This is a genomic window from Rhizobium sp. CG4 (assembly GCF_023701965.1).
Taxonomy (GTDB): Bacteria; Pseudomonadota; Alphaproteobacteria; order Rhizobiales; family Rhizobiaceae; genus Agrobacterium.
The window spans coordinates 17906-44449 of record NZ_JABAEG010000003.1 but is presented as its reverse complement, the minus strand read 5'-3'; the positions used below and the strand labels follow the sequence as shown (position 1 = coordinate 44449).

The 26544-nt window shown below is 55.0% G+C and carries 26 protein-coding genes and 1 pseudogene; 15 read left to right on the top strand and 12 right to left on the bottom strand.

Translation table 11 applies throughout. The features are described from left to right. Positions 1 to 600, bottom strand: a complete 600-nt coding sequence (locus HGO37_RS10455; protein ID WP_250983292.1) for a GNAT family N-acetyltransferase — start codon at positions 598 to 600, stop codon at positions 1 to 3. A 108-nt stretch (positions 601 to 708) separates the two neighbouring features. Here HGO37_RS10455 and HGO37_RS10450 point away from each other — a divergent pair, with 108 nt between their 5' ends. The 3 genes from HGO37_RS10450 (at position 709) to HGO37_RS10440 (ending at position 2382) form a co-directional block, all read left to right on the top strand. Continuing rightward, positions 709 to 1110, top strand: a complete 402-nt coding sequence (locus tag HGO37_RS10450) for a ketosteroid isomerase-related protein (protein WP_250983291.1) — start codon at positions 709 to 711, stop codon at positions 1108 to 1110. Positions 1111 to 1221: 111 nt separating this feature from the next. After that, a complete protein-coding gene (locus HGO37_RS10445) occupies positions 1222 to 1791 on the top strand; it encodes a helix-turn-helix domain-containing protein (protein ID WP_250983290.1) in 570 nt (189 codons plus the stop codon). 72 nt (positions 1792 to 1863) lie between these two features. Beyond that, the gene (locus tag HGO37_RS10440) at positions 1864 to 2382 is read left to right on the top strand and encodes a GNAT family N-acetyltransferase (protein ID WP_250983289.1); all 519 of its coding nucleotides are present in this window, start codon (positions 1864 to 1866) and stop codon (positions 2380 to 2382) included. A 45-nt stretch (positions 2383 to 2427) separates the two neighbouring features. Here HGO37_RS10440 and HGO37_RS10435 read toward each other — a convergent pair whose 3' ends face one another. Further along, positions 2428 to 3501: an alpha/beta hydrolase family protein gene (locus HGO37_RS10435; RefSeq protein WP_250983288.1), complete on the bottom strand. Its 1074-nt coding sequence runs from the start codon at positions 3499 to 3501 to the stop codon at positions 2428 to 2430. 181 nt (positions 3502 to 3682) lie between these two features. On the opposite strand from HGO37_RS10435, the pseudogene HGO37_RS10430 reads away from it, so the two are divergent. Beyond that, positions 3683 to 4808, top strand: a pseudogene (locus HGO37_RS10430) (helix-turn-helix domain-containing protein). On the opposite strand, the gene HGO37_RS10425 reads toward HGO37_RS10430, so the two are convergent. Continuing rightward, positions 4772 to 5875: a TRAP transporter substrate-binding protein gene (locus tag HGO37_RS10425; protein ID WP_250983287.1), complete on the bottom strand. Its 1104-nt coding sequence runs from the start codon at positions 5873 to 5875 to the stop codon at positions 4772 to 4774. The pseudogene HGO37_RS10430 and the gene HGO37_RS10425 overlap by 37 nt on opposite strands. A 416-nt stretch (positions 5876 to 6291) precedes the next feature. Here HGO37_RS10425 and HGO37_RS10420 point away from each other — a divergent pair, with 416 nt between their 5' ends. Beyond that, positions 6292 to 8685 carry a phosphoketolase family protein gene (locus tag HGO37_RS10420; RefSeq protein WP_250983286.1) on the top strand — a complete coding sequence of 798 codons (2394 nt, stop codon included), beginning with the start codon at positions 6292 to 6294 and terminating at the stop codon, positions 8683 to 8685. A 55-nt stretch (positions 8686 to 8740) separates the two neighbouring features. Here HGO37_RS10420 and HGO37_RS10415 read toward each other — a convergent pair whose 3' ends face one another. Next, positions 8741 to 9208: a group III truncated hemoglobin gene (locus HGO37_RS10415; protein WP_250983680.1), complete on the bottom strand. Its 468-nt coding sequence runs from the start codon at positions 9206 to 9208 to the stop codon at positions 8741 to 8743. Positions 9209 to 9358: 150 nt separating this feature from the next. On the opposite strand from HGO37_RS10415, the gene mbfA reads away from it, so the two are divergent. Next, a complete protein-coding gene (mbfA, locus tag HGO37_RS10410; RefSeq protein WP_250983285.1) occupies positions 9359 to 10342 on the top strand; it encodes an iron exporter MbfA in 984 nt (327 codons plus the stop codon). Here the strand turns inward: mbfA and HGO37_RS10405 are convergent. Beyond that, positions 10282 to 11907, bottom strand: coding sequence for an ABC-F family ATP-binding cassette domain-containing protein (locus HGO37_RS10405; RefSeq protein ID WP_250983284.1), 1626 nt, complete (start codon positions 11905 to 11907; stop codon positions 10282 to 10284). The genes mbfA and HGO37_RS10405 overlap by 61 nt on opposite strands. A gap of 247 nt (positions 11908 to 12154) precedes the next feature. Then, a complete protein-coding gene (locus HGO37_RS10400; RefSeq protein ID WP_192486614.1) occupies positions 12155 to 12553 on the bottom strand; it encodes a RidA family protein in 399 nt (132 codons plus the stop codon). Between the two features lie 205 nt (positions 12554 to 12758). Here HGO37_RS10400 and HGO37_RS10395 point away from each other — a divergent pair, with 205 nt between their 5' ends. Then, entirely contained in the window at positions 12759 to 13352 is a 594-nt protein-coding gene (locus HGO37_RS10395; protein ID WP_250983283.1) for a TetR/AcrR family transcriptional regulator, read from the top strand. A 36-nt stretch (positions 13353 to 13388) separates the two neighbouring features. On the opposite strand, the gene HGO37_RS10390 is transcribed toward HGO37_RS10395, so the two are convergent. Next, positions 13389 to 14003 carry a transglutaminase-like cysteine peptidase gene (locus tag HGO37_RS10390; protein WP_250983282.1) on the bottom strand — a complete coding sequence of 205 codons (615 nt, stop codon included), beginning with the start codon at positions 14001 to 14003 and terminating at the stop codon, positions 13389 to 13391. Positions 14004 to 14100: 97 nt separating this feature from the next. Continuing rightward, a complete protein-coding gene (locus tag HGO37_RS10385) occupies positions 14101 to 14913 on the bottom strand; it encodes an alpha/beta hydrolase (protein WP_250983281.1) in 813 nt (270 codons plus the stop codon). Between the two features lie 181 nt (positions 14914 to 15094). Between HGO37_RS10385 and infC the strand changes: the two genes are divergently transcribed. The 6 genes from infC (at position 15095) to pheT (ending at position 21055) form a co-directional block, all read left to right on the top strand. After that, complete coding sequence (infC, locus tag HGO37_RS10380; RefSeq protein ID WP_250983679.1) at positions 15095 to 15631, top strand: translation initiation factor IF-3; 537 nt, start codon at positions 15095 to 15097, stop codon at positions 15629 to 15631. Positions 15632 to 15790: 159 nt separating this feature from the next. Then, entirely contained in the window at positions 15791 to 15994 is a 204-nt protein-coding gene (gene rpmI, locus HGO37_RS10375) for a 50S ribosomal protein L35 (protein WP_192486610.1), read from the top strand. Positions 15995 to 16034: 40 nt separating this feature from the next. After that, the gene (gene rplT, locus HGO37_RS10370; protein ID WP_192486609.1) at positions 16035 to 16439 is read left to right on the top strand and encodes a 50S ribosomal protein L20; all 405 of its coding nucleotides are present in this window, start codon (positions 16035 to 16037) and stop codon (positions 16437 to 16439) included. A 226-nt stretch (positions 16440 to 16665) separates the two neighbouring features. Further along, entirely contained in the window at positions 16666 to 17544 is an 879-nt protein-coding gene (locus HGO37_RS10365; protein WP_192486608.1) for a BUD32 family EKC/KEOPS complex subunit, read from the top strand. Continuing rightward, positions 17537 to 18619 (top strand): phenylalanine--tRNA ligase subunit alpha, encoded by a 1083-nt coding sequence (pheS, locus tag HGO37_RS10360; protein WP_192486607.1) that lies wholly within the window; start codon positions 17537 to 17539, stop codon positions 18617 to 18619. Before HGO37_RS10365 ends, pheS begins: the two co-directional genes overlap by 8 nt. 12 nt (positions 18620 to 18631) lie before the next feature. Next, positions 18632 to 21055: a phenylalanine--tRNA ligase subunit beta gene (gene pheT / locus HGO37_RS10355; RefSeq protein ID WP_250983280.1), complete on the top strand. Its 2424-nt coding sequence runs from the start codon at positions 18632 to 18634 to the stop codon at positions 21053 to 21055. A gap of 79 nt (positions 21056 to 21134) precedes the next feature. Here the strand turns inward: pheT and HGO37_RS10350 are convergent, their stop codons facing one another. Next, complete coding sequence (locus HGO37_RS10350) at positions 21135 to 22028, bottom strand: DMT family transporter (RefSeq protein WP_250983279.1); 894 nt, start codon at positions 22026 to 22028, stop codon at positions 21135 to 21137. A 157-nt stretch (positions 22029 to 22185) separates the two neighbouring features. On the opposite strand from HGO37_RS10350, the gene HGO37_RS10345 reads away from it, so the two are divergent. After that, positions 22186 to 23058, top strand: coding sequence for a helix-turn-helix domain-containing protein (locus HGO37_RS10345; RefSeq protein WP_502941406.1), 873 nt, complete (start codon positions 22186 to 22188; stop codon positions 23056 to 23058). 9 nt (positions 23059 to 23067) lie between these two features. On the opposite strand, the gene HGO37_RS10340 is transcribed toward HGO37_RS10345, so the two are convergent. Beyond that, complete coding sequence (locus tag HGO37_RS10340) at positions 23068 to 24069, bottom strand: aldo/keto reductase (RefSeq protein WP_250983278.1); 1002 nt, start codon at positions 24067 to 24069, stop codon at positions 23068 to 23070. 115 nt (positions 24070 to 24184) lie between these two features. Here HGO37_RS10340 and HGO37_RS10335 point away from each other — a divergent pair, with 115 nt between their 5' ends. Continuing rightward, a complete protein-coding gene (locus HGO37_RS10335) occupies positions 24185 to 25075 on the top strand; it encodes a LysR family transcriptional regulator (RefSeq protein ID WP_250983277.1) in 891 nt (296 codons plus the stop codon). Here the strand turns inward: HGO37_RS10335 and HGO37_RS10330 are convergent, their stop codons facing one another. Together HGO37_RS10330 and HGO37_RS10325 are read right to left on the bottom strand one after the other, a co-directional pair. Continuing rightward, the gene (locus HGO37_RS10330; RefSeq protein ID WP_250983276.1) at positions 25076 to 25519 is read right to left on the bottom strand and encodes a GNAT family N-acetyltransferase; all 444 of its coding nucleotides are present in this window, start codon (positions 25517 to 25519) and stop codon (positions 25076 to 25078) included. It lies immediately after the preceding gene. Beyond that, positions 25519 to 26469, bottom strand: a complete 951-nt coding sequence (locus tag HGO37_RS10325; protein WP_250983275.1) for an aldo/keto reductase — start codon at positions 26467 to 26469, stop codon at positions 25519 to 25521. The genes HGO37_RS10330 and HGO37_RS10325 overlap by 1 nt, the downstream gene beginning before the upstream one ends. Positions 26470 to 26544: the final 75 nt, after the last annotated feature.

Genomic DNA, 26544 nt, shown 5'->3' with positions numbered 1-26544 from the left:
TTACGCCTCGATCTTTCGCATCCAGAAGGAAAGGGTTTTCGGGCTTTTTGCCGTTTCATCCAGATCCTGCCAGGTGAATGTGGTGCTCAGTTCCGGCTTGTGGACGTAACCGCGATTTTCCCAGAAACTGTTGAGTGGTTTGTAGTCTGTGGGCCGTCTTGGATGATCCAGCGGACGCTCCACCGCACAGAAGGTGCAATAGTCAAAACCGCCAAGCCGTTTTGCCTGCGCTTCTCGCTCTTCAAAAAACCGAACACCAGCGCCCTGCCCGCGATATTGCGGCAGAAGCACGCTCTCGCCGAAATAGAAGATCCGATCAGGATTATAACCGGCTGCGATGAAAGGCTTTTTCACCTCATTAGTTTCTGACGCCATTGGAATTCCCGTCGACATACCAACGACTTTGCCGTCATTCAGCGCCAGCACCACAACGGCACCTTGCGAATTGGCATAGGTGGCCAGATATTCCCGCTCATGTTCAATCGTGCCGTCATACAGATAGGGGAATTCCCGGAAAACACCGATACGCAAACGGGCGAGGTCATCAAAATAAGGTGCAATATCGGCACCGGATGCGGATTTGATTTCGAGTGCTTTCATGTCAGTTGAGATACTTTCCGATATACAGCATTTTCACCTTGGTTGTGCCCGGTTATATCGTGACGACCAAAGTGAGCCAAGTTCTGTTGCAGACCCATGGAGATAAAGATGACAGCAGCCGCCACCATCCACGCCTATTACGATGCTTTCAACCGTCAGGACATGGATGCCTTCCTGGCCCTGCTCGACGAAAACGTGGTTCACGACATTAATCAGGGTGAGCGCCAGACCGGCAAGGCGGTGTTTGCGAAGTTCATGGATCACATGAACCGTTGCTACAAGGAAACCCTGACCGACATGGTGATTATGGCCAGCGAAGACGGCAAACGCGCGTCTGCAGAATTTGTCGTCAACGGTGAATATCTGGTGACCGATGAAGGTCTTCCAGAGGCCAATGGACAGAAATACGTGCTTCCAGCGGGTGCCTTTTTTGAATTAAAGGACGGCAAAGTTAGCCGGGTAACAAACTACTATAATCTGAATGACTGGATCGCTCAGGTCGGCGCATAAGACTATCAAGAACGACGAACCTACTTTCACGCAGGTTCGTCACTTTTCGAATATTCCACTATAATACCCATTGACTCCACTATAAGAGAATGCAATTCTCTGATCATGGACATGGAAAACGACATTCTCGAAAAATCGATCGGCGAGCGGGTCCGCACGTTGCGTGCTGAAAACGATATGACGCTCGACCAGCTCAGTCTTGCTTCGGGCGTCAGCCGGGCGATGATCTCGCGTATTGAACGCGGCGAGGCGAGCCCTACCGCCTCGCTCCTGGCCCGGATTTGCGCCGCACTTGGCCTTTCGCTGTCAGACTTTTTTGCTGAAGACGAGACAGTCACTCCAATCGTCCGCAAGGCAGAACAGAAAATCTGGCAGGATCCGGAAACCGGATATCTACGCCGCGCCATTTCACCGCCGCGCGTCGGCTCGGATGTCGATATTGTTGAGGTGGAGTTTCCAGCTGGCGCAAAAGTCAGTTTTCCACCGCACTCTGCTTCGCATGGCATGACCCAACATGTCTGGCTGCTGCAAGGCACGCTGGAAATGACGACACAACAGGATGTCTATCTCCTTTCGCCGGGCGATTGCCTGTTCATGCCGGTTGGCGAAGGCCACGTTTTTCACAATCCGGGTGAGCGGCCCGCCCGCTACTGCGTCGTTTTGGACCGGCGAGCCCGCTGACACGCCGATAAAACACATCACAAATTTCTCAATGACAGTCCCTCATCGATTTACGTTTACCGGCAGGTACCTATGGCAACGATCCGAATTTTAGATGCAGCAGATACATTAAATGCCCTGCCTCACCTGTGCGAGGTTTTGTCGGATTGCGTCAATGACGGGGCATCGGTTGGTTTCATGCTGCCCTTCACTCCGCAAGACGGGGCAGACTTCTGGCGGAATGTGGCTGCCGGCGTCGATACCGGTGACATCATTCATGTCGTCGCGGAGGTTGACGGCGTTGTTGTCGGAACCGTTCAGATCGGTCTGGCATCCAAACCGAACCAGCCGCATCGTGGTGACCTGATGAAACTGCTCATTCATCGTTCGCAACGCGGACAAGGACTTTCTCGTCTGCTGATGGATGCGGTGGAAGCAGAAGCTACCAAACGCGGGCGCACGCTTCTCGTTCTTGATACGGCAACCGGTAGCGATGCTGAAGCAATCTATCCACGGTTCGGCTGGCAACGGGTAGGCGTTATCCCCGATTACGCTCTGTTCCCCGATGGCCGGTATTGCAGCACGACGATCTTTTACAAACGCATCGCGTGATAAAACGCCGGGTTTTCCCGGCGTTTTGTTTTACTGACATTTGGTTCAATGGCCGTATTTCAGGGTGCGGGTGAAGCTATCGACAATGGTTTTAATGAGTTCCTGATGAATCTCAGCGCGGTCCCGCAGACCGGCATCGCTGCAAATGGGGTCCAACTCACCAATGGATTCAAGAAAAGCATTGGCGTCCTTTTTGCAAACCGGCAGAAAGCTGAAATGGTCGGCACCGCCGAGCCGAACATAATTTGCCGAGGAGATCTGATGCGACAGCTCATCCGCTTTGACGGCAACCGGAACCTTGCCCTCATCGCCGAGATTGATGAAAGTCAGTGGGATTGTCACGTCCTTGATGCTTTCGGGCTGGATGACCGTTGCCAGAGCGGGATCAACAAGAACCGTCGCCTTTATGCGCGGGTCCCTGTTGGATTGCTCAAACCGTCCCTTGTCGACGGTGCGCAAATCAAGCTTCGGCACGGATACCGCTTCGTCATTCACATAACCGCGCCCACCGGCAAACCAGCGGCAATCCATCATGTCTGAATGGTCTTCACAATAACGCACAAACGAATCAAGATCGGCACGCAAACCGGAAATTTCCATGGCCGCCGCACCGCCCAGCGAAAAACCCAAGACACCTACACTGCTCTGGCTGATGGAAGACACCCAGGCCTTGTCGGTGGTCAGGCTTGTGACAAGGTTTGAGAGGTCTTGCGTACGCTCCCAGATTTTTGGTGTGTCCTGTGGTGTAGAATAACCGCTCGTGGTGCCGGGATGGTTGGTGCCAGCCACGATAAAACCGGCCTCAGCCAGTTTCACCGCAATCCATGCCATGCCTTCGACCCTTGAACCTGAGCCATGAGACAACAGGACGAGCGGAAACAGGCCGGTTTTGATGGTGGCATTCTTGAAAGCCTGTGAACCTTCAAAAATCCTGGTATCGCTAACCAGTGTTTTTTCGCCGTCCCCCGCTGACGGGTACCACACCGTCACCTCGAGATTGCTGTTCCGCTGTGGGGAAAAAACATTGATGTCGCGCACACCGACCTGCTCTGCTGAAAAGGCACCCGAGCCAGCCGTGCAGGCCATAAGAAGGGCCACGATGAGAAGTTGAAACCGCATAAAAAACCTCGTTGAGTTGGATGAACGATGGCTCATGCTGGCAAAAATCAGGTATTTAGCGACCTTAATCACGATCAAGGTCGTACCGGAACGCGATCTGGTCCATTCATTGAATACTCAACCGAAGCAATCGGCTTGTGCTGCGCTTTCGCGCATAACTTCGTTCCGCAAGGCCTTTAACGTGCTGTTTATTCCCCTGCCCTTTGTCGTTGCCCTGTTGCTCAGTATCACCTTGATCGCATTGTTCAGGGCCCGTGAAAAAAAAGCCAACCGACCATTTCTGGCGCTGATCGGCCTTTGTGTGCTGCAATCGATTTCAGTCGGAGTGCGCTGGGGTTATGGTGTCGAGGACGTGCGTTATGTCTTGCCTATTATTGCCGGATGCCTGCCGCCGCTTGTCTATGCCAGCTTCCGCAGCCTGATGAATGACCAACCTGCCACCCGCAACTTTACCCTGACCGGTATCGTCGTTTCTCCGCTGATCATTCTGTTGCTGATGCTCGTCTATCCGCTGGCGATCGACTTTGCGCTGATTACTCTGTTTGTCGGTTATGCGGTTGCCATCATTGCGCTAGGTCGTTCAGGTCCTGACGGGTTGGACGAGGCGCGTTTTGCGAGTGTAGTGCCTGCCCACCGCGCGCTCTACATCGCCGCGGGCGCGCTGTGCCTGTCTGCCTGCTTTGACTTTCTGGTGCTCCTGGACTTCGAGTGGACACGCGGTGCCAATGTCGCCGCCATCGTCAGCAATGCCAATCTTCTAGGCCTTTTCTTGATCGGTCTGACGGCGTCGGTTGCAGAAGGCAGCAAGGTCGAGCCGGAGGCTGGCACAGAGGCGCTCAGCGACACGCCTATTCCACCTTCCACTGAAGACCGTGAAGTGATGGAGCGGCTGGAGCATATCATGCAAAAGGACAGGCTGTACCGCGATGAGAATCTCAATCTCACACGGCTGTCGCGCCGACTTGGCCTACCCAGCCGACAGATTTCCAATGCCATAAACCGGTCTGCCAATATGAACGTATCGCAATACGTCAATCAGCTGCGTATCCGGGAAGCCTGCCGTCTTCTGGAAGAAACCGAGCAATCGGTGACCTCGATCATGCTGGATGCCGGTTTCCAGACCAAATCCAACTTCAATCGCGAATTTCGCCGCATAACTGGCCTGAGCCCAGTAGCATGGCGCGAACGTGAGGTGTGGAAGCTGGTCTCCACCCACAAAAACGGTCACCCGGACCAAACCGGGTGACCGCATAACAATTACCGTCGATGATTACAGCGTGCCGTTGCGCTGCTGGATCATCATGTAGGTGTCGTAGGTGTATTCAGCGATCTGCGCCCAGAGATAGGCGTCCTTCTTGAAAGCCTGCTGGCTGTCATAGATTTTCTTGAAGGCTGGGTTGGATGCGGAAATTTCAGCGTAGGTTTCCAGTGCTGCCTTGTGGCAAACATCGAGAATTTCCTGGCTGAACGGACGCAGCACAGCACCCTGTGCGACCAGTTCCTTCAGTGCCTTCGGATTATGAGCGTCGTAACGCTCCAGCATGCTGGCGCTTCCGGCCGCGCAGGCGTCCTTCAAGATGCGCTTGTAGTTTTCTGGCAGGCTGTTGAACTTTTCGAGATTGACGAAAGCATGAACAGCCGGGCCGCCCTCCCACCAGGCAGGGTAGTAATAATACTTGGCGACCTTGTAGAAGCCGAGCTTCTGGTCGTCATACGGCCCAACGAATTCGGTCGCGTCGATCGTGCCCTTTTCAAGCGCTGCATAAACATCACCGCCCGCGATCTGCTGCGGCGTGACGCCTACCTTCTGCATGACCTGACCGGTCAGGCCGGCGATCCGCATTTTCAGACCCTTGAGGTCATCGATGGTGTTGATCTCCTTGCGGAACCAGCCACCCATTTGCGCACCGGTGTTGCCGAGCAGGATAGAGTAAATGTTGTGCTGGGCTAGGAATTCGTTGAGCAGTTCATTACCGCCAGCCTGATTGAACCAGGAGTTTGTCTGGCGTGCATTGAGACCGAACGGAACCGACGTGCCAAGCGCGAAGGTCGGGTCCTTGCCCACGTAATAATAGGAGCAGGTATGCGCCATTTCGACCGTACCGGCCGTCACCGCATCAGCAGCCTGCAAAGCTGGAACGATCTCGCCGCCGGCAAAGTGTTGGATGGTAAAGTTACCGCCGGTTGCTTCCTTCACATGGTCAGCAACAATCTGGCCTGCGCCAAACAGAATATCCAGACCCTTGGTAAAGGATGAGGTCATGCGCCATGTGATTTTCGGGTTTTCTTGAGCGATGGCCGGAGCGGCCAATGCAGTTGCCGTGACACCGGCGCCAACCGCGCCTGCATTGCGGATAAAAGATCTGCGATCCATGTTGGTTTGCCTTGTTATGAAGAGTTTCATAAGGCGAACCGCCGGGTACGCCTCCCACAGTTTACTAATCATTTCTTCTTGATTGCTTCAAGTGGGAAAATCGATCCTTTCGCAAAAGGCGGCTTTGGTGTTCCGAATCTTGCGCGGGCAGCATTTTAACAGCTGAGGATTGCAAGACTACGCCATATGATTGTAGCCTTTGGTCGCTAATCGTAGACAAGCCGTAACATAACTTGACTTGCGTCAAGGAGAAGCCGGTCCAAGCAGTATCTTCTACGCATGGAACTGCACCAGCCCGCAAAGTGGGTTACGATTTTTGGGACCAGTCTGGTGCGTCGCAGTGAATTTTCTGGAGAATTTTGTTGCGTCCAATCGGGGCGTAACTCTCCAAAACATCACCAGAGTGAGGAGCACGTATGACGCAGGCAACAAAAGCAGTATCCGGTGAAAAAACATTGACGGCAGATGAGCTTTCGCTGATCGATCGCTACTGGCGCGCCGCTAACTATCTGTCCGTCGGGCAGATTTACCTTCTCGGCAATCCCCTTTTGAAAGAGCCTCTACGCGCAGAACACGTCAAACCACGCCTGCTGGGACACTGGGGCACCACCCCCGGTCTCAATTTCATCTATGCTCATCTCAATCGGATCATCAAAGCGCGCGACAGCAACGTCATCTATATCTGCGGCCCGGGCCACGGCGGGCCAGGCATGGTAGCCAGCACCTATCTCGAAGGGATCTATTCGGAAATCTATCCTGGAATTACTGAGGATGAAGCCGGGATGCTGAAGCTGTTCAAACAGTTCTCGTTCCCTGGCGGCATTCCCAGCCACGCGGCACCGGAAACACCGGGTTCGATCCATGAAGGCGGCGAGTTGGGTTACGCGCTGGTACATGCCTATGGTGCGGCCTTCGACAATCCTGATCTGGTCGTTGCCTGCGTGGTGGGGGACGGCGAGGCCGAAACCGGACCACTGGCAACCGCGTGGCATTCCAACAAGTTCCTGAACCCGGCAATTGATGGGACCGTGCTGCCAATCCTGCATCTGAATGGCTATAAAATTGCCAATCCGACCGTGCTGGCACGCCTACCCGACGAAGAGCTGACACATCTGTTTACCGGCTATGGCTATGAGCCGTTTTTTGTCGAGGGGCATGAGCCGGAAGCCATGCACCAGCAAATGGCGGCAACGCTGGATGTCATTTTCGATCGCATCAAGACAATCAAACAGAAGGCGCAAAAAGACGCGTCCGAGCGTCCGCGTTGGCCGATGATCATCCTGCGTTCGCCCAAGGGCTGGACCGGACCCAAGATGGTGGACGGCAAGATCGTCGAAGGCCATTGGCGTTCGCATCAGGTGCCGGTGGCCAATTGCCGGCAGGATGCCGGGCACCGCAAGATCCTTGAAGATTGGTTGAGGAGCTACAATCCGGAGGATCTGTTTGACACAAACGGCACCCTGAAAGAGGAACTGAAAGCGCTGGCACCGCAGGGTGAGCGACGCATGGGCGCCAACCCACATGCCAATGGCGGATTATTGCGCAAGGAGTTGCATACGCCGGATTTCCGGACCTACGCCGTTTCCGTCACCACACCCGGTGCAACCGAGGGGCAAGCGACCAAGGTTCTCGGCGATTATCTGCGAGATGTTATCCGGCTAAATGAAAGTGAGAAGAACTTTCGTATCTTCGGGCCAGACGAAACGGCGTCAAACCGTTTGGGCAGTGTGTTTGAGGCCACCGACCGCGTGTGGATGGCGCGGACGCTGGAAACCGACGACAATCTCGCCCCGCAAGGCCGGGTGATGGAGGTATTGAGCGAACACCAGTGCCAAGGGTGGCTGGAAGGATATTTGCTCACCGGCCGACACGGTTTATTCTCTTGCTACGAAGCCTTTATCCATATTGTCGATTCCATGTTCAATCAGCATGCAAAATGGCTGAAGGTTTCGCGTGAACTGGAATGGAGAAAACCGGTTTCGTCACTCAATTATCTGCTGACGTCGCATGTCTGGCGGCAGGATCATAATGGGTTCTCCCACCAGGATCCGGGCTTCGTTGATCTGGTTGCCAATAAAAGCTCGGAGATTGTGCGGGTCTATCTACCACCGGATGCCAATACCCTTCTGTGGGTTGGCGACCATTGCCTGAAAACATGGGACCGGGTGAACGTGATAGTGGCGGGCAAACAGCCCGCCCCGCAGTGGTTGACCATGGAAGAAGCCGAGCACCATTGCGAAGCAGGGCTTGGCATATGGGAATGGGCGGGGACCGAGGACGGACTGGAGCCAGATGTGGTGATGGCTTGCGCCGGCGATGTGCCAACCATGGAAACACTGGCGGCGGTTGATCTGTTGAGGCAAGCATTGCCACATCTGCGCATTCGCGTGGTGAATGTGGTGGATCTGATGACACTGCAGTCACCGCAACATCATCCGCACGGCATATCCGACGAGCAGTTCGACCGGATATTCACCACAGATCGGCCGGTGATCTTTGCCTATCACGGCTACCCCTATCTCATTCACCGGCTGGTCTATAAGCGCACCAATCACCCGAACTTCCACGTGCGTGGTTTTATTGAAGAAGGAACGACCACAACTCCGTTTGATATGGCCGTGATGAATGAGCTGGACCGCTATCACCTGGCAATCGAGGCGATCAACCGGTTGCCGGTTCTCAAGGAAAAGGCCGCAGATGTCGTGACCGCGCTTCATGAAAAGCTGATGCAGCACAAGATGTTTGTGTGTGAACATGGCGAGGACATGCCGGAAATCCAGAACTGGAAATGGCCTTATCCCAAACCATAGTCAGAAAATAACCGATTGGGCGCGCCCTGCCGAGGGGCGTGCCCCCCTTGCCCTGTCAGGTCCGTTTTATCGCAGGATCATCCAGTGCCGGATTGTAAAACAGTGACAATGTCAGGCTGCGGGCGATACGCTCGGCCGTTGCCATGAACCAGTCATGCGCTTCACGGCTGGGGGCGATGTCACTCAGCGTTTCCGAAAAGAGCGCCAGCCATTGCGGAAACAGACCGGACGTCATGCCCTGTACACCAACATGCGCCTGCACCGGTTTTCCCGCATAACCACCATTCTTGAATGCGATGGCCGACCAGAAACTCTTCATCTTGGCCATATGTTCAGGCCAGCGGCCGTGCAGCCTGCCATCAAACACCGGCCCCAGCTCCGGGTGGGCGAGAACACGACCGTAAAAGGTCTCTACGAGATGATCGATAAAAGCCGCATCGATCCCCATCCGCGCCATCTCATCCTCGGCACGGCGCTGAATTCCAGCGTTGTGGGCGGCTCTTGCCTGTAGATCATCGCTCATGCTGGTTCCGGCGGTTCTTTCTGCACTCATGTCTTTCTGCCAGCCTCATATGGTCTTCATGGGCAATTTTCGCAATGCGACCTTTTGCATCCCTTGCTTCCCAGCGCGACATTGAATATATTTAGAATAATTCTAAACTAGGACATTCCCATGTTGCGCTCGCTGTTTGCCTCTTCAAAACGTGATTTTTCTTCGCTAAGCGAACAGGAGATATTGGCACTGGCCATTGCGAGTGAAGAGGACGACGCCCGGATCTACCGCGCCTATGCCAGCATTCTGAGGCAGGATTACTCGGCATCAGCCAAAATTTTCGACGACATGGCCGAGGTTGAGCAGACGCACCGCAATATGCTGATCGACATGCACATACGCCGGTTTGGCGACAATATACCGCTTATTCGCCGTGAGCATGTCAGCGGTTTTTATGACCGCAAACCGGACTGGCTGGTTAAGAACCTGTCGCTTGAGAAAATCCGCCTGCAGGCCGAGCTCATGGAACAGCAGGCGGCGAATTTTTATGACCAGGCGGTCGCCCGCGTGTCCAACGCCGATACCCGCAAACTGCTTGGCGATCTGGCAGATGCGGAACGTGGACACCAGGACATCGCCGAGATGCTGGAAAACAAACATCTGGCCGACGGCGTTGATGAGACCGAAAAAGAAACTGCGAAACGCCAGTTTCTGCTGACCTATGTGCAGCCGGGTCTTGCCGGTTTGATGGATGGTTCGGTTTCGACACTGGCGCCGATTTTCGCGGCGGCCTTTGCCACCCAGGATACTTGGCAAACATTCCTCATTGGCCTTTCCGCCTCCGTCGGTGCCGGCATCTCCATGGGCTTTACCGAAGCGGCCCATGATGATGGCAAACTTTCCGGCCGAGGCTCACCGCTCAAACGCGGCCTTGCCTCGGGTATCATGACCGCCGTTGGCGGCCTTGGCCACGCATTACCCTATCTCATTCCACATTTCTGGACGGCCACCGCCATAGCGGCCGTCGTGGTCTTTGTTGAACTGTGGGCAATTGCCTTCATCCAGAACCGCTTTATGGAAACGCCATTCATGCGGGCAGTCTTTCAGGTGGTGCTGGGTGGATCGCTGGTGTTGGCAGCCGGTATAATCATCGGCAATGGCTGATAACGGTTTATACCGATTGCCTCCAGAAACACCTCGTCATGGCTGACGACCAGCAGCGCGCCGTCATAGGCGCGCAATCCCGCTTCTAGGGCTTCGATCGCCTCCACATCCAGATGGTTCGTCGGCTCATCCAACACCAGCAAGGGTGGCGGCGATGAACCACCTACCGTGCAGGCAAGCCCTGCCCGCAAAAGCTGACCGCCACTGAGACTTCCGGCAATCTGCAGGGCAGCGTCGGCACGGAACATGAATCTCGCCAGTGCGGCCCTGCGTTGATTGTCATCGGAATTCGGGTTCAGTCGGCGGAAGTTATCAAGAATTGAGGTCGCGCTATCCATCAGGCTGACCTGTTGGTCGAGCATGACCCAGGGGGTGAACACACGCACCTGACCGGCCCACGGTTTCAGCGCACCTGTAACCAATGACAGAAGGGTAGATTTTCCCGCACCATTTTTGCCTGTGATGGCAATACGCTCCGGTCCGGTGATGGTAAAACTGACATCGCGCAGAACGGGTGCTTCAGGCTGATAGCCTGCTGTGACGTTTTCCATCTGCAGGACCATTTTGCTGGCTGGCAGACCGGTTGACGCCAGTGTTACCACCAATGGCTGGAGGATTTCCTTACGACGTCGTGCCGTTTCCAGTGCTGCTGTGGCTTCAGTCTGGCGGCGCTCGGTCAATCGCGCATAGCCTCCACTGGTACTTTCGCTTCGCCCTTTCATGGCGCCAAGCAAGATACGTGGCTGATCACCCTTGGCGGCGTTCTGCTTACCCGTGCTATCCTTGCGTCCCTTGGCTTCTGATCTCGCCTGCGCTTTGCGTGCAACGTCGTTAAGCTGCTTTTCGGCCTCGGACATATCCTGCTCGATAGCGGCAAGCTCCAAGGCTTTGGCTTCACGATAATCGCTCCAGTTGCCACCGCAACGATTTGCGCCAAGCGAGGTCAATTCCACGATGCAATCCATCGTATCCAGCAATTCACGGTCATGGCTGACGACAAGTACACCGCCGCGCCATGTCGACAGAAAATCGATGACTGCTTGGCGACCTTCGCGATCCAGATTGTTGGTAGGCTCGTCAAGAACGATAAAGTCAGGTTGCGTGAATATCAGTGCCGCAAGGCCGGCACGGGTTCGTTGCCCACCGGACAAGCTGGAAAGCAGGGTTTCAGCCGTGACAGCAAGGCCCAGAAGATCAAGCGACGCGCGCATGCGATCTTCCAGCGTCCAATCGGCATCCGCCAGTTCTTCCATTGTCGCTTCGCCATTTTCAGCACGGCGAAGAATGGTGAGAGCACCAGACACGCCAAACAGATCCGCAACGGTTTCATCAGTTGCGATCTGCACAATCTGCTTCATGGCGCCAACGCTGCCAGAGACCGAGATATCACCCGCCAGCGGCTGCAGTGCACCGGTTATCAGTTTCAGAAGTGTCGATTTACCGACGCCGTTGCGGCCGACAAGGCCGGTCCGTTCTGCCTCGAAAGCAAGCGTAAGGTGGGAAAAAAGCGGGCGCCCCTCAGGCGTCGACCAGCTTAGATTGGAGAGTGTTATCGAAGTTGACATGAACAAGGACTTTCCCGTGAACAACAAAATTTGTGACTGTTGTTGCTGGGTTGAAATCCATGTTGCACACATCCTGTAAGCATTAAAACTGGACCATATAATAGGATCCAGTTTCCTTGGCTTCAAGAAAAATGGTTTGTGTGCCAAGTCTTACCGCACAAATCCCGTCGCTGTGAGTGATGAAGGCGGGTGGGCATGGGCCGGTAAAGCACGCAAATACCCCACGTGCTTCACCGGGAACAAACAATCAGTTCGATTGCGGAATGCGGGCAATGACCTTGATTTCGAAGTCGAAACCGGCCAGCCAGTTCACACCGACAGCGGTCCAGTTCGGATATGGCTTTTCCGAAAATGCCTTGTTCTTGGCGGCCATCACCACCTCGAACTGGTTGGCAGGGTCGGTGTGAAATGTCGTGACATCGACAATATCATCAAAGCTGCTGTTTGCTGCTTTCAGGACCGCTTTGAGATTGTCGAAAGCTAGCTGCACCTGCTTTTCGAAATCCGGTTCTGGAGATCCATCTTCACGGCTGCCGACCTGGCCGGACACAAACAGCAGATCACCGGATCGGATTGCTGCGGAGTAACCGTTGATTTCATAGAGTTCTTGCCTGCTGGCAGGGAAAATAGCATCGCGTTTGGTCATTGTGTGCTCCTTTAAAACGCACTCGTCCAATTCCAGAACACGGGTCTGCCTTACGCAGTGGCGTTCTTGGATAAATCGGTCGATTTTTCATTGCTTTAGTGAGCGGGACGCAGCATTGATATACGGCCCGTATGCCAATATATGTTAGCATACATCGCGTATGTCAATACGCATACGGACCGTATGTTAATTTCAGGAGAGCCGAATGGCTGCGAAAACACGTGCCCAGATGGTTGAAGAAACCCGCGCCAAGCTCATCACTGCAGCGCGAAAAGCTTTCGCAACAAAGGGTTATGCCGCGGCGTCCATGGACGACCTGACGGCCGAAGCCGGTTTGACGCGTGGGGCGCTCTATCACAATTTTGGTGACAAAAAGGGCCTCCTATGGGCCGTCATCGATCAGATTGATGGTGAGATGCTGGCACGGTTGCGCATCGTCCAGGAGGATGCAGCGACGCCCTGGCTCGCATTGCTCGCTGAAAGTACCGCTTATATCGAAATGGCCCTAGAGCCTGAAATCCAGCGTATCATGCTGCTGGATGGTCCGGCGGTTCTGGGTGACCCCGCAAATTGGCCTAACCAGACGGCTTGCCTGCAACGGATTGAAAAAACCGTTCAGGGCCTGATTGACGATGGAACACTGAAAAGAGTCGATGCAAAGGCTGCGACATGGCTGCTGAATGGCGCTGTGCTGAACGCAGCACTATGGATTGCCGCCGCTCAAAATCCGGAAGAGGCATTTCCAAGAGCTGTCGATGCTTTCCAGCATCTTGCCTCGGGATTGCTGGCTGACACGTAAACTGAAGCCTGCACAGGCAGGCTTCACTTAAGACAGTTATCTCAGAGCACCAACCAGAACGTCGCGACCATCTTCGATGGAAACCCAACGGCCGGAGTTAAACGAGGCCTGGCGCTTCAGGTATGTGTATTGTGTGTCTGTCCAGAGTTTTACCTCATCCGACAGGTTGTCGAGAATGAAGTCACCTTCAGTGGTGCGCAATGTCAGTACAGCGTGTCCCTCGCCATCAGGCTTGCGAACGACGGTGATCAGAAGGTCGGACACGGAAAATCCGTTCTCGATCAGCATCTTTCTTTTCAAAAGAACATAATCTTCGCAGTCACCAGCCGTGGTCGGATATTCCCAGACCTCATCGCGACCATAGATTTCCTGATCTGTCATGGCGATGATGCTGTTGTTGACCGACGCATTGATCTCGCGCACCAGCTTCCAGCCATATTCGGTCACACGTGGTGGAGCTGTCAGTTTGCTGCGCACATTGCACTCGGCTGCGTATTTCTGACAGAACTCATAATGGCCAATTGGCTGCGAGGTGACACCGCCTGTCACCATAGACAGGCTGCCCTTGTTTTCCGCCTGCACGGAAGCCGCAGAGAATAATCCCGCGACAGCTGCTATCAACAGCGCACGCGCCAGCGGTGCTTTCATCATGAAACCGTCCCTTACATTCTTAACAAAACGTTAAAATGAGGGACGGCTTTGAGTCAATCATTAGCGATTGCTGAAGGCAGAGAGATGTTGAATATGGTTAAGACCGTTGCGGTTTTGCCGAAAACGCCATGTCTTTTACCGCCTGCAGCATACGCTCGATATCCTGCGGGCGTGAAAGCCGGTGGTCGCCATCCTGTATCATGGTCAAAACCACATCATCGGCCGGCAGAAACTGCATCAACCTTAGAGCATGGGTGTAAGGCACATCAGGATCTTGTCCACCCTGCAGAATATGCACCGGGCAACCGGTTTCGATCATGCCCTTGAGCACCCGGTTTTCGCGGCCATCCTCAATCAGCGCGCGGGTAAAGATATTTGGTTCAGGGCTGTATTCGGAAGGCTCCTCGAAATAACCACGCTCTGCAAGCGAGGCTTTTTCTGCATCCGACAGGTTTGGCTCGATCAGTTCGGCTGTAAAATCCGGCGCCGGGGCGATCAAAACCAGACCGTCTATCGTTGCTGTCTTGAGCTTCTTTAATTCCTGCACCAGGCGCAACGCGATCCAGCCGCCCATCGACGAACCAATGGCAATGATGCTCTGCGGCTTCTGATCTGCGATCACGGCCAGCGTCTCATCCAGCCAGCGCGAAATGGTGCCCTTGGTGAAATCCCCGCCGGAGACGCCATGACCGGAATAATCGAACCGAATGCAGGCCAATCCATGTTCACTTGCAAAACGATCAAGCTCGACGGCTTTGGTTCCGGACATGTCTGAACGATAGCCACCCAGCCACAAAAGGGTCGGACCCTTCGCACCAGCCTTGGCAGGACGAACTATCATTCCTATATTGCGCGCATCATCATCGTTACCGACAGTGATGTATTGAACCGGATTTTCGCTGTTTTGCATGCCTGCACTCCTCGATTTTGACGTCTTGTAGAGCAGATTCGCAAAAACCGCGACAAGTGGTGATTTTTTCCAGCACTTATGCTATTGACTTCGCCACGGCAATCACGACATTTCCGCCATTTGCTTCGGCAGGAGGTCATTGCCGCAGCCAATCCGGAAAACAGTTCAGGAGAATACGACCATTCGCAGACCTTTCAAAGCCGATGCCCCCGTCAAGGAGGGCCCGCGCTCCAACCGGGAAATTCGGGTTCCCCGCGTTCAGCTCATCAATGAAGAAGGCACAAACCTCGGCCCGATGCCGACGGATCAGGCCCTGAAACTGGCAGAGGAGGCCGGTCTCGATCTCGTTGAGATTTCGCCGAACGCCGAACCGCCGGTATGCAAGATTCTCGATCTCGGCAAACTGAAGTACTCGACCCAGAAAAAGGCCGCTGAAGCTCGCAAGAAGCAGAAGATTGTCGAAGTCAAAGAAATCAAGATGCGCCCCAACATCGACACCCATGACTATGAGGTGAAGATGAAGGCAATCAGCCGTTTCTTCGAAGAAGGCGACAAGGTGAAAGTGACCTTGAAGTTCCGTGGCCGTGAAATGGCGCACCAGGAACTCGGCATGAAGCTTCTTTTGCAGGTTAAGGAAGACACATTGGCGATTGCCAAGGTGGAAGCCGAGCCGAAACTCGAAGGCCGTCAGATGATGATGGTTCTCGCCCCCAAATAATAAAGCCTGACAGGGCTTTTTATAAAGAGTTGCGCTTTTGGCCGACTGCGGTTATAAGCGCGCGTCCGAACGGTCCGGCAGGGCATGCCGAGGCCGTTCCAGAATAGCTTGAAACAAGGCCTCATCCGCCAGTTTCGATACAAAAAACGGAGTAGCAAAATGCCCAAGATGAAGACTAAATCGGCTGCCAAGAAGCGGTTCAAAATCACCGCAACCGGCAAAGTCGTTGCAGCCGCTGCTGGCAAGCGCCACGGCATGATCAAGCGTTCCAATAAGTTCATTCGCGACGCGCGCGGAACCATGGTTCTCGCCGAGCCTGACGGCAAGAAAGTCGTCAAGAACTACCTGCCGAACGGTCTCTAAGACTTTTCCGCGTATTTGGACACTTTAAGGAGATCATGATATGGCTCGCGTAAAACGTGGCGTTACTTCCCGCGCCAAGCACACCAAGACACTCAAGGCCGCTAAGGGCTTTTACGGTCGTCGCAAGAATACTATCCGTACAGCTAAGGCTGCTGTCGACAAGTCCAGACAGTATGCAACACGTGACCGCCGCGTCAAGAAGCGCAACTTCCGCGCTCTCTGGATCCAGCGTATCAACGCTGCTGTTCGCGAATCCGGCCTGACCTACGGCCGCTTCATCGACGGCCTGAACAAGGCTGGCATCGAAGTTGACCGCAAGGTTCTGTCTGACCTGGCAATCCATGAGCCTGCAACGTTCGGCGCACTCGTAGACGCTTCCAAGAAAGCTCTCGAGTACCTCAAGGAAGCCGGTACGAAAAACGAGTTTGAAGCTGCTGTAAACTAATACGGCGCTGAACATCTTCGTTCTTATTAAACCCGCGCCGGTTCATCCGGCGCGGGTTTTTTCTTTCGATGACATGCGTCCGGAGCATTGGACCGAAAACGCCCAGCGGTTCTCGATCTGATGCCAAATGACAGCTTGGAGCGACGGAACTTAATCCAGTTCATCTCTCGCCGCTCTGCACATGAAACAGGGAGGATCGCCAGCATAACGCGACGATCGGAGGCTTATGTTAAATGCAACGGATATGGACACGAAAAAGCGTGGGTTCCGCGTCACGCTGAAAGATACGGATATTGCCGCCCTTATGCAGGCACTTCTGGCCAGTGACCGGCGCATCCAGCGGCTTGAGCTTGACAGCGGCGCTGTCTGGATCAAACGTCAGGGCACGGAGAATTCCTCCTGGTGGATTTCGCTGCAGGCTTTCCTGGCAAAGCTCCTGCCCTATTCATTTCTCAAGCCGTCACCACTTCTCAAACCTGCCGCCATGATGGCGCGGGAAATCCGTCGCATGGAGCGTTTTGCCGAAAAGGGCTTTCCTGTTGCAGAGATTGTCTATGCGTCCGATACCGCAATTGTGCTTGGTGATGTCGGCCCGACCGTCGAGGTCATGCTCAAGGGTTTGAAAAACGCCTCTCCGGCAGAAAATGACGCACTGCTGGTCAAGGCAACAGAAGCGCTTGGCGCACTGCATGCCACCGGTCTGTGCCATGGACGCCCACATGTGCGCGATTTCTTCCTGCGTGACGGCCGCATCGGCTTCATGGATTTCGAAGAAGAGCCGGAAGCTGTCATGCCGCTTGAATCTGCGCAGGCCCGCGATCTGTGGCTGCTGTTTCTGATCGTTGCGACCCGCTCCGTCGAACAACAAAAAACCTGTGATGAAGCCTTCCGCCTCTGGCGGAAGCAGGCCCCTGCCGCCACCGTTCAAGAATTGCAGCGTCTGGTGACCGTTCTTGCGCGATTTTTACCGCTTGCCCGGTTGATCGGGCGCGTGCGGATGGGTAGTGATCTGCGACGCTTTATCATGGCGACCGACTATCTGAAGAATGCTGTGAAACCGCAAGCCGCTGGAACATATCCCGGCGAGGCAGGAAAAGATGACTGAACTTGATACTTTGAAATCGCAATTGATGTCGGAGATCGCCGCAGCCGGTGATGAGGCAAGCATTGAAGCTGTGCGTGTTTCGGCGCTGGGCAAGAAGGGTTCGGTTTCCGAACTTCTCAAAACCTTGGGCACAATGACACCGGAAGAGCGCCAGACACGCGGCGCGGCTATCAACCAGCTGAAGAATGAAGTCACCGACTTTATCACTGCACGCAAGAGCGAACTAAAAGATGCAGCCATCACGGCCCGCCTGAAAGCGGAAACAGTCGATGTCAGCCTGCCTGTTCGTCAGTCCCCTGCCGAGCGCGGCCGCATCCATCCGATCAGCCAGATCGTTGATGAGATCACCGCGATTTTTGCCGATATGGGTTTCTCGATTGCCGAAGGTCCGGATATCGAAACCGACTATTACAACTTCACGGCTCTGAATTTCCCGGAAGGCCACCCGGCCCGCGAAATGCACGACACCTTTTTCCTGCCTGCCAATGACAAGGGCGAGCGCAAGGTTCTGCGCACGCATACCTCGCCAGTCCAGGTGCGTACGATGGAGGCCCAAAAGCCGCCGATCCGCATCGTCATTCCGGGCAAGACCTACCGTCAGGACTCTGACGCCACCCATTCGCCGATGTTTCATCAGGTCGAAGGCCTGGTGATCGACAAAAAGGCAAATGTCAGCAATCTGCGCTGGATTTTGGAAGAGTTCTGCAAGACCTTCTTCGAAGTCGACAGCGTTGTGATGCGCTTCCGCCCGTCATTCTTCCCGTTCACGGAGCCGTCTTTCGAGGTGGATATCCAGTGCGACCGCTCCGGCCCGATCGTCAAGTTCGGCGAAGGCAAGGACTGGATGGAAATCCTCGGCTGCGGCATGGTACATCCCAATGTACTGCGGGCAGGGGGACTGGATCCGGACGAATATCAGGGCTTTGCCTGGGGTATGGGTCTCGACCGCATTGCCATGCTGAAATACGGCATGCCTGATCTGCGTGACTTCTTCAACGCCGACGTTCGCTGGATGAACCACTATGGCTTCCGCCCTCTCGACATCCCGACCCTGTTCGGCGGCTTGAGCCAGTAAGGAGAAAAGACGATGAAATTCACACTCTCCTGGCTGAAAGAGCATCTTGAAACCGATGCCACGCTTGATGAAATCTGCGAGCGCCTGACAGCCATCGGTCTTGAGGTTGAAGACGTGGATGACAAGGCTGCCTACAAGCCCTTCGTTATTGCCAAGGTTCTGACGGCTGAAAAACACCCAGAGGCAGACCGCCTCAGGGTATTGAGCGTTGATGCCGGTGACGGCAAGCCGGTTCAGATCGTCTGCGGTGCACCCAATGCACGCGCCGGTCTCGTTGGTGCGCTGGCGCGTCCGGGCACCTATGTTCCTGGCATCGATGTGACCCTTTCGGTCGGCAAGATCCGCGGCGTGGAAAGCCACGGCATGATGTGCTCCGAAAAGGAACTCAACATCTCCGACGACCATAATGGTATTATCGATCTACCGGAAGATGCGCCAATCGGCACATCCTTCGCAGCCTATGCCGGTCTTGATGACCCGGTTATCGAAATCAACCTGACGCCAAACCGTCCGGACTGCACGTCGATCTACGGTATTGCCCGCGATCTGGCCGCATCCGGCCTTGGCACGCTGAAGACAAAACCGGCACCGGCTTTCAAGATCGAGGGCCTGACACCGGTCGACGTAAAGCTGGATCTGGAAGACGCGGCCCTTTGCCCCGGCTTCTCCCTGCGCATCGTCCGTGGCGTGAAAAATGGCCCCAGCCCAAAATGGATGCAGCAGCGCCTGATGGCGATTGGCCTGCGCCCGATCAACGCGCTGGTTGATATCACCAACTACATGACGTTCGATCAGGGCCGTCCGATGCACGTGTTTGACGCTGCAAAGGTCAAGGGTAATCTGGTGGTCCGTCGCGCTCAGGAAGGTGAAACTATCCTGGCGCTTGACCAGCGAGAATACAAGCTTGGTCCCGCCAACATTGTCATCGCTGATGACAATGGTCTGGAATCCATCGGTGGCATCATGGGCGGCGAACATTCCGGCTGCGATGAGAACACCACAGACGTGCTGATTGAATCGGCTCTGTGGGACCCGATCAACATAGCCAAGACCGGTCGTACACACGGCATCATCACCGATGCCCGTTATCGTTTCGAACGCGGTGTCGACCCGGAATATATGGTTCCGGGCCTTGAGCGCACCACGGAACTGGTTTTGGAACTGTGCGGAGGCACAGCGGGTGAAGCCAAGATCGTTGGTTACAAGGGTTTTGAACCCAAGTTCGTTGACTTCCCGCTGTCCGAGGTCAAGCGCCTCACCGGTCTCGAGGTTTCGACGCAAGAAAGCCTTGAGATCCTCAAGGGGCTTGGTTTTGGCATTGAAGGTTCGGGTGAGCGCGTTAGCGTTTCAGTTCCATCATGGCGTCCAGACGTGGAAGGCAAAGCCGACCTGGTTGAAGAGGTCATGCGTATCCATGGCGTGGACAAGATCAAGCCACAGCCACTGGAAAGCCTTGGTGCCGTCAACGGCCGTATCCTGACCACGCTTCAAATTCGCACGCGCACCGCGCGCCGCGCATTGGCCAGCCGTGGCATGCTCGAAGCCGTCACATGGTCGTTCATTCCCGAGGCACAGGCCAAGCTGTTTGGTGGCGGATTGCCTGCCCTGAAGCTTGCCAACCCGATTGCGGCCGACATGTCCGACATGCGGCCTTCGCTGCTGCCAGGTCTGTTGACCGCCGCTCAGCGTAATGCCGACAAGGGTCATGGCGACGTTGCCATCTTCGAAGTGTCCGGCACCTATGAAAACGACACGCCGGAAGGTCAGCGTCGTGTTGCTGGCGGCGTTCGTCGCGGCACAGCATCGCTTTCCGGCGCTGGCCGCATGTGGTCCAACGCATCGAAGGGCGGCGGCAAGCCAGTTGACGTTTATGACGCAAAGGCCGATGCGCTGGCAGTGATCGAGGCCTGCGGCCTGCCAATGGCCAATGTGCAGATCGAGGCTGGCGGACCGGACTGGTATCATCCTGGCCGTTCCGGCACCATCAAGATGGGACCGAAAATCGTTCTTGGTTACTTCGGTGAATTCCATCCGAAAACACTTGGTGAACTCGACGTATCGGGCGTCTATGCCGGTTTCGAGATTTATCTCGATGCCATGGCAGAGCCAAAGAAAAAAGCCACCCGCACCAAGCCGGCGCTTGAGCTTTCGCCATTCCAGGCTGTGAAGCGCGATTTTGCTTTTGTGGTCGACAAGTCGGTGGAAGCTGGTGCGATCATCAAGGCTGCAACAAGTGCGGACCGCAAGCTGGTGACCGGTGTGAACGTGTTCGATGTTTTCGAAGGTGCGTCCCTTGGCGAGAACAAAAAGTCCATCGCAATCGAAGTTCAGATCCAGCCGGTCGACAAGACCCTGACGGATGAGGATTTCGAAGTACTAACTGCCAAGATCGTCGGCAATGTCGAAAAGACAACCGGCGGCGTGCTGCGCGCCTGAGACAGCATTGATTTTAAACGATCAAGGCCCGCGAAAGCGGGCCTTTTTGTTTTGGTTGGCTGTTGTTGCGGCAGACGTTTCAAGCCGTCGCCGTTTTTCGGGGTGTAGGTTGTTTTGCAAAGATCACCACATTGCCGGCCAGCGTCAGCAGCAGGCCAATGCCGCCAAGCAAAGTCCACTGATACCCTTCATAAAGCGTCGAAAGCGACAGCGCGACCACTGGAAACAGCACGGTGGCATAAGCGGCCCGCGACGATCCGATGCGCGCGACCAGCATCAGATAAGTGGTAAAGCCAACGACGGAACCAATGGCAGCGAGATAGAGCATGGCCAGCAGGTATCGTGTGTCGGGCGGTGCAACGACCGGCGTTCCAGTGACCGCAATCAAACCCAACAGAATGATTGCCCCATAGGTCATGCCCAAGGCATTAGCTGTGGCCGGTGTAATGCCAGCCGCACTGTTGCGGCGTGACACCATGTTGCCGAGGGAAAAGAACAGCGTGCCGAGCGCCGACAGGCTGACACCTTTCCACGTGTCGACATTGTAGTGGATGAGGATATCAGGCCCAAACAGCAACACCAGACCCGATGCGCCGAGAGCTGCCGCCACCAGTGTGCGCCCGGTAATCGCATCGCCGAAAAACAGCCGAGCATTAATGGCGTTGTAGATCGTCGCCAGCGAAAAGATCACCGAGATCAGGCCCGATGGCACGTAGCTTGCGGCATTGTAGAAACAGATGAAGTTGAGGCTGAACAGGCAAAATGCCTGCGCCAGAATAAAGGGCTGATTTTTCAGTGCCGGAATTTTCAGTTTTCCCATCACTATCAGGACGATGAGAAACAGAACTGCTGCGGTGGCAAAGCGGTAAAAGACCGAAACCAGGACCGGCACCGGCCCGACCTGCATGGCAATTGCGATCCAGGTGGTGCCCCAGATCAAGACGGTGGAAATAAATAGAATGATGTTGGCCATTTGGTCCTCGCGGTATTGCGAGAAAGATATGCGCCGCCCGTGAACCGCATTCTTGCATATTCTTGCGGTGAAATGATCTCGGCTTACCTGAACCGTTGCGTAGATTGTGACAGGACCCAAACTATTCGGTAGAATGGCCTCATCGTCAGGGTTCATCATGCAGGCTCAACCGCAATCCGTTTTCAGTTTTCTCAAGGCGTCGCCTTCCGCAGATGTGGTTGGTGCGATCGATCTTTCGTTTGGGCGCTCGGCAGCAATCTGGCGCAATGCGCATGACCGCATGAAATATGAGCGGACTGGCGGACACACATTCAGCCTTTACCTGCAAGGCGGCACCGGCACGCGGCGGTTGGACAATGGCGGTGTGAACGGTTGGCCGGGGGCCTTGTGTGTCATGCCGCAAGGCGCCTCGTCGGAATGGGAAATCACTGATACCTTCGAGTTTGTGCATCTCTACGTAGAGGATGACGACCTGCGCCGTTTCTATACGGAAATGTTTGATCAGGACGCCAGATTGATGGTGTTGCCCGAGGCAACCTTCGACAATGCGCCTGAAATGGCAAAGGCTTTGCAGCGCATTGCAGAGGCAACCCGGCAAAGTGATAGGATGGCCGCAGATGCCGCCGTGACCAGCGCATTGACTCAACTGTTTACCGATCCGCGTTACGGCGGAAAGCAGTTCCCTTCGATCAAGGGTGGCCTGACGCCAGCGGTACGGCGACGGCTTATTGATTATATCGACGCCAATCTTGGTCAGACGCTGACCCTGCATGATCTGGCAGGGATTGCCGGTCTCAGCGAATTTCATTTGCAGCGCATGTTCCACACCAGTTGTGGAGTTTCTCCGCATGTCTGGGTGATGCACAGACGCCTTGCCCGGGCCAAAGCGCTTTTGGCAGGACGCGATCCGATTGCTCAGATCGCGTCCGCTTGTGGTTTCAGCAGCCAGAGCCATTTGACGAGGGTGTTCAAGTCCCTTGTCGGCACTACGCCTTCAGCCTACCGCCAGGGTGTCCTCACTCACGCCTGAGGCCGCCTGTCAGCGGCTTGCCATCGAAGCCAGTTGCTGCGGATAACGACCGCCTGCCACCTTTGCCGGCGACAGCAGATCGCCAAGCTCCTTGACCTCTTCCTTGGTCAACACAACGTCTGCCGCAGCAATGTTCTTTTCCAGATTGGCAATCTTGGTGGTTCCGGGGATTGGCACGATAAAATCACCCTGCGCTAGGACCCAGGCCAGAGCCAGTTGACCGGCTGTTACACCCTTTTGTTCTGCCATCTCTTCCAGCAGTGCAACCAGCGCCAGGTTGGCATCGAAATTCTCCGCCTGAAAACGCGGAAGCGAACGACGGAAATCATTATCCGACAATCCATCCAGCTTTTTCAGTGCTCCGGTCAGGACACCGCGACCAAGTGGGCTGAATGGCACAAAACCGATACACAGCTCGCGGCAGGTGTCCAGCACGCCATTTTCTTCGACATCGCGTGTCCAGAGCGAATATTCGCTTTGCAATGCCGTGATCGGATGTTCGGCATGTGCCTTGCGGATGGTATCGGCACTGGCTTCGGAGAGACCGAGATATTTGACTTTGCCCTGCTTCACCAGATCAGCCATAGCGCCCACCGTCTCTTCAATCGGCACATTGGGGTCGACGCGATGCTGATAAAACAGATCAATAACATCAACGCCGAGACGTTTCAGCGAGGCTTCAGCCACGGCGCGGACATTTTCAGGGCGGCTGTCGGTGCCCACCATCATCTGGCCGGCCGGTTTGCTGGTATCAATCTTGAAACCGAACTTGGTGGCAATCACCACCTTGTCGCGGTAAGGCTGCAGCGCCTTGCCGACAAGGATTTCATTGTCGTAGGGACCGTAAACTTCCGCTGTGTCGAAAAAGGTGACGCCCAGTTCCACCGCCCGGTGCAACGTGGCAATCGAACTGCTGTGATCTGCCGAGGGACTATAGGCGTGGGTCATGCCCATGCAGCCAAGGCCAAGCGCCGAGACAGAAAGATCTTTTCCGAGAGTTCTGTTTTTCATTTTGTCCGTCCTTTCAGGAAGGAAATATTCTTTGAGGAACAGACACACCATATGACGATGCGCGGATAAAAATAATCGCTGCAAATTCGCGTGGGTTGTTCTAAATAATAGAACAATGAATCGTGTTCAGCTTTCACAACTGGCCGTTCTGGCCACCGTCGCAGAAGAAAAAAGCTTCCGCAAGGCGGCCGCTGAACTGGGCATTGCGCCATCCGCGGTCAGCCATGCGGTCTCTGCACTGGAGGCTAGCCTTGGCCTGCGGCTGCTTCACCGCACCACCCGCAGCGTTTCACCGACCGAAGAAGGCCGGCGGCTTCTTGAAACACTGGCACCAGCCTTGAGCGATATAGACACCGTCATCAGCACGCTTGCCGAACAGGGTGGTCGCCCGGCCGGACCGTTGCGCGTGACCTTGCCGCGCCTTGCAGCAGAAGAATTGCTGATGCCGCGGCTAAGCGAGTTTCTGGAGCTTTATCCCGACATTTCTCTTGAAGTCGCCACCCATGATAGCTTTGAGGATATTGTCGCCAAAGGTTTTGATGCCGGATTCCGGCTGGGCGAAAATCTGGAAGCAGACATGATTGCCGTTCGTGCCAGTGGCCCGTGGCGCGGCGCGATTGTCGCGTCACCTGGTTATTTCGAGCAACATCCAGCTCCCCATCATCCCCGCGAACTGATGCAACATCGCTGCATAAGCCGTCGTTTTTCAAGTGGGCGGATTTATCGATGGGAGCTGGAAAAGGACGGAAAACCGCTGGTCGTTGATGTGCAGGGGCAACTGATCCTTTCGGACCAAAACCTCATTTGCCGTGCGGCAATTGACGGTGCAGGTCTTGCTTTCGTGTTCGAACAACGGGTCGAAGACCACATAAGGGCTGGCCGTTTGGTGCGTGTGCTGGAGGACTGGTGTGCACCGTTTGACGGTTTTTATATCTATTACCCCTCGCGCCGGCAGATGCGGCCGGCGCTGAGGGCCTTCGTCGATTTTTTCCGCTTCAAGGGCTGATCAGAACTTGAGGCGGTAGCGGATATGGCCATCGCTTTCGACATAGCTGTCATAAAGCTTGCGAGCGCGCTGATTGTTTTCATCGGTGTGCCAATAGAGGCGTGACCAGCCCTTTTCCTTGCTGATGGCAATCAGATCATCAATCAGGGCGCGGCCGATACCCTTGCCACGAATGGTCTCATCGATGAACAGGTCTTCCAGGTAACAATCCGGGGCCTTAACCCAGGTGGAGTCATGAAAATGGTGAATGGCAAATCCCACCGTCTGCCCATCCAGGACCGCCAGACGCATGGACAGACGCGAGACCGGGTCCATCACCCGGGCCCAAGTATGAGCCGTTACCTCTTCAGCAAGATCAACATTGTAAAAGGCGAGATAATCGCGCCACAGTTTTAGCCAGTCGGCCTGATCCTGTGGCTGGGCATCACGAATTTGCAGGCTCATTATGCACCTGCCTTATCGAGAAGCGTCATCATGTCGTCTGTCAGTTTCAGGTCCGTTGCCCGCTTGAAACTCTCCAGCTGCGACAGGCTTGTGGCGCTGGCTATCGGTGCTGTCACAGCCTTTTTGCGCAGCAACCATGCAAGAGCGATATCTGCCAGCTTTGCACCGGTTTCGGCAGCCACTGTGTCCATCGCACCGAGGACAGCCAGTCCGCGGTCATTGACGTAACCTTCTACCCGATACGAGCGTGCAGCACCTTCCGTATCGACCTTGGCGCGGTATTTCCCGGTCAGGAAGCCAGCGGCAAGGCTGTAATAGTTGATGACGCCGATATCTTCCTTCACGCAGAGGTCGGCCAGCGGGCCTTCAAAATCGGCACGGTTATAGAGGTTATATTCCGGCTGCAGCACATCGTAACGCGGCAGGTTGTTGCGTGCAGCAACATCCAGCGATGCCTGAAGCTGTTCGGCACTATAGTTCGAGCAACCGATTGCGCGGATCTTGCCCTGCTCTTTCAGCCGCGCAAATGCGCCAAGCGTTTCCTCAAGCGGTACATCCTCATCCGGCTTGTGGGCCAGATAAAGGTCGATGTAATCGGTCTGCAGGCGCTTGAGCGATGCATCGACAGCCTCGTTTATCCACTTGGCGCTCAGACCTGTCTTGCGCTCATTATTATCGAAGCCGACTTTGGTGACGATGACAGCATCTTCGCGTTTTACCGAACTCTGTTTCAACCAGTTGCCGATGATTGCTTCTGACTCACCACCCTGATGGCCGGGAACCCAGGCGGAATAGACATCTGCCGTGTCGATGGCATTAAAACCCGCGTCAAAAAAAGCATCCAGAAGCTGGAAAGAGGTCTTTTCGTCGGCAGTCCAGCCAAACACGTTACCACCGAAAACAATGGGTGCGATGGATAGGCCGGTGCGGCCAAGGGCGCGTTTTTCCACGTCAAATACTCCTTTTCAAAACTGCTTTTGCCAAACTAGCAATCCTGCGGAGACATAACCATTGAATTTCCCTGA

What these genes read in the sequence shown, in the direction of transcription:
- HGO37_RS10455 (WP_250983292.1), bottom strand. Translation starts at nt 600, where the DNA reads ATGAAAGCACTCGAAATCAAATCCGCATCCGGTGCCGATATTGCACCT.
- HGO37_RS10450 (WP_250983291.1), top strand. Translation starts at nt 709, where the DNA reads ATGACAGCAGCCGCCACCATCCACGCCTATTACGATGCTTTCAACCGT.
- HGO37_RS10445 (WP_250983290.1), top strand. Translation starts at nt 1,222, where the DNA reads ATGGAAAACGACATTCTCGAAAAATCGATCGGCGAGCGGGTCCGCACG.
- HGO37_RS10440 (WP_250983289.1), top strand. Translation starts at nt 1,864, where the DNA reads ATGGCAACGATCCGAATTTTAGATGCAGCAGATACATTAAATGCCCTG.
- HGO37_RS10435 (WP_250983288.1), bottom strand. Translation starts at nt 3,501, where the DNA reads ATGCGGTTTCAACTTCTCATCGTGGCCCTTCTTATGGCCTGCACGGCT.
- HGO37_RS10425 (WP_250983287.1), bottom strand. Translation starts at nt 5,875, where the DNA reads ATGGATCGCAGATCTTTTATCCGCAATGCAGGCGCGGTTGGCGCCGGT.
- HGO37_RS10420 (WP_250983286.1), top strand. Translation starts at nt 6,292, where the DNA reads ATGACGCAGGCAACAAAAGCAGTATCCGGTGAAAAAACATTGACGGCA.
- HGO37_RS10415 (WP_250983680.1), bottom strand. Translation starts at nt 9,208, where the DNA reads ATGAGCGATGATCTACAGGCAAGAGCCGCCCACAACGCTGGAATTCAG.
- mbfA (WP_250983285.1), top strand. Translation starts at nt 9,359, where the DNA reads ATGTTGCGCTCGCTGTTTGCCTCTTCAAAACGTGATTTTTCTTCGCTA.
- HGO37_RS10405 (WP_250983284.1), bottom strand. Translation starts at nt 11,907, where the DNA reads ATGTCAACTTCGATAACACTCTCCAATCTAAGCTGGTCGACGCCTGAG.
- HGO37_RS10400 (WP_192486614.1), bottom strand. Translation starts at nt 12,553, where the DNA reads ATGACCAAACGCGATGCTATTTTCCCTGCCAGCAGGCAAGAACTCTAT.
- HGO37_RS10395 (WP_250983283.1), top strand. Translation starts at nt 12,759, where the DNA reads ATGGCTGCGAAAACACGTGCCCAGATGGTTGAAGAAACCCGCGCCAAG.
- HGO37_RS10390 (WP_250983282.1), bottom strand. Translation starts at nt 14,003, where the DNA reads ATGATGAAAGCACCGCTGGCGCGTGCGCTGTTGATAGCAGCTGTCGCG.
- HGO37_RS10385 (WP_250983281.1), bottom strand. Translation starts at nt 14,913, where the DNA reads ATGCAAAACAGCGAAAATCCGGTTCAATACATCACTGTCGGTAACGAT.
- rpmI (WP_192486610.1), top strand. Translation starts at nt 15,791, where the DNA reads ATGCCCAAGATGAAGACTAAATCGGCTGCCAAGAAGCGGTTCAAAATC.
- rplT (WP_192486609.1), top strand. Translation starts at nt 16,035, where the DNA reads ATGGCTCGCGTAAAACGTGGCGTTACTTCCCGCGCCAAGCACACCAAG.
- HGO37_RS10365 (WP_192486608.1), top strand. Translation starts at nt 16,666, where the DNA reads ATGTTAAATGCAACGGATATGGACACGAAAAAGCGTGGGTTCCGCGTC.
- pheS (WP_192486607.1), top strand. Translation starts at nt 17,537, where the DNA reads ATGACTGAACTTGATACTTTGAAATCGCAATTGATGTCGGAGATCGCC.
- pheT (WP_250983280.1), top strand. Translation starts at nt 18,632, where the DNA reads ATGAAATTCACACTCTCCTGGCTGAAAGAGCATCTTGAAACCGATGCC.
- HGO37_RS10350 (WP_250983279.1), bottom strand. Translation starts at nt 22,028, where the DNA reads ATGGCCAACATCATTCTATTTATTTCCACCGTCTTGATCTGGGGCACC.
- HGO37_RS10345 (WP_502941406.1), top strand. Translation starts at nt 22,186, where the DNA reads ATGCAGGCTCAACCGCAATCCGTTTTCAGTTTTCTCAAGGCGTCGCCT.
- HGO37_RS10340 (WP_250983278.1), bottom strand. Translation starts at nt 24,069, where the DNA reads ATGAAAAACAGAACTCTCGGAAAAGATCTTTCTGTCTCGGCGCTTGGC.
- HGO37_RS10335 (WP_250983277.1), top strand. Translation starts at nt 24,185, where the DNA reads ATGAATCGTGTTCAGCTTTCACAACTGGCCGTTCTGGCCACCGTCGCA.
- HGO37_RS10330 (WP_250983276.1), bottom strand. Translation starts at nt 25,519, where the DNA reads ATGAGCCTGCAAATTCGTGATGCCCAGCCACAGGATCAGGCCGACTGG.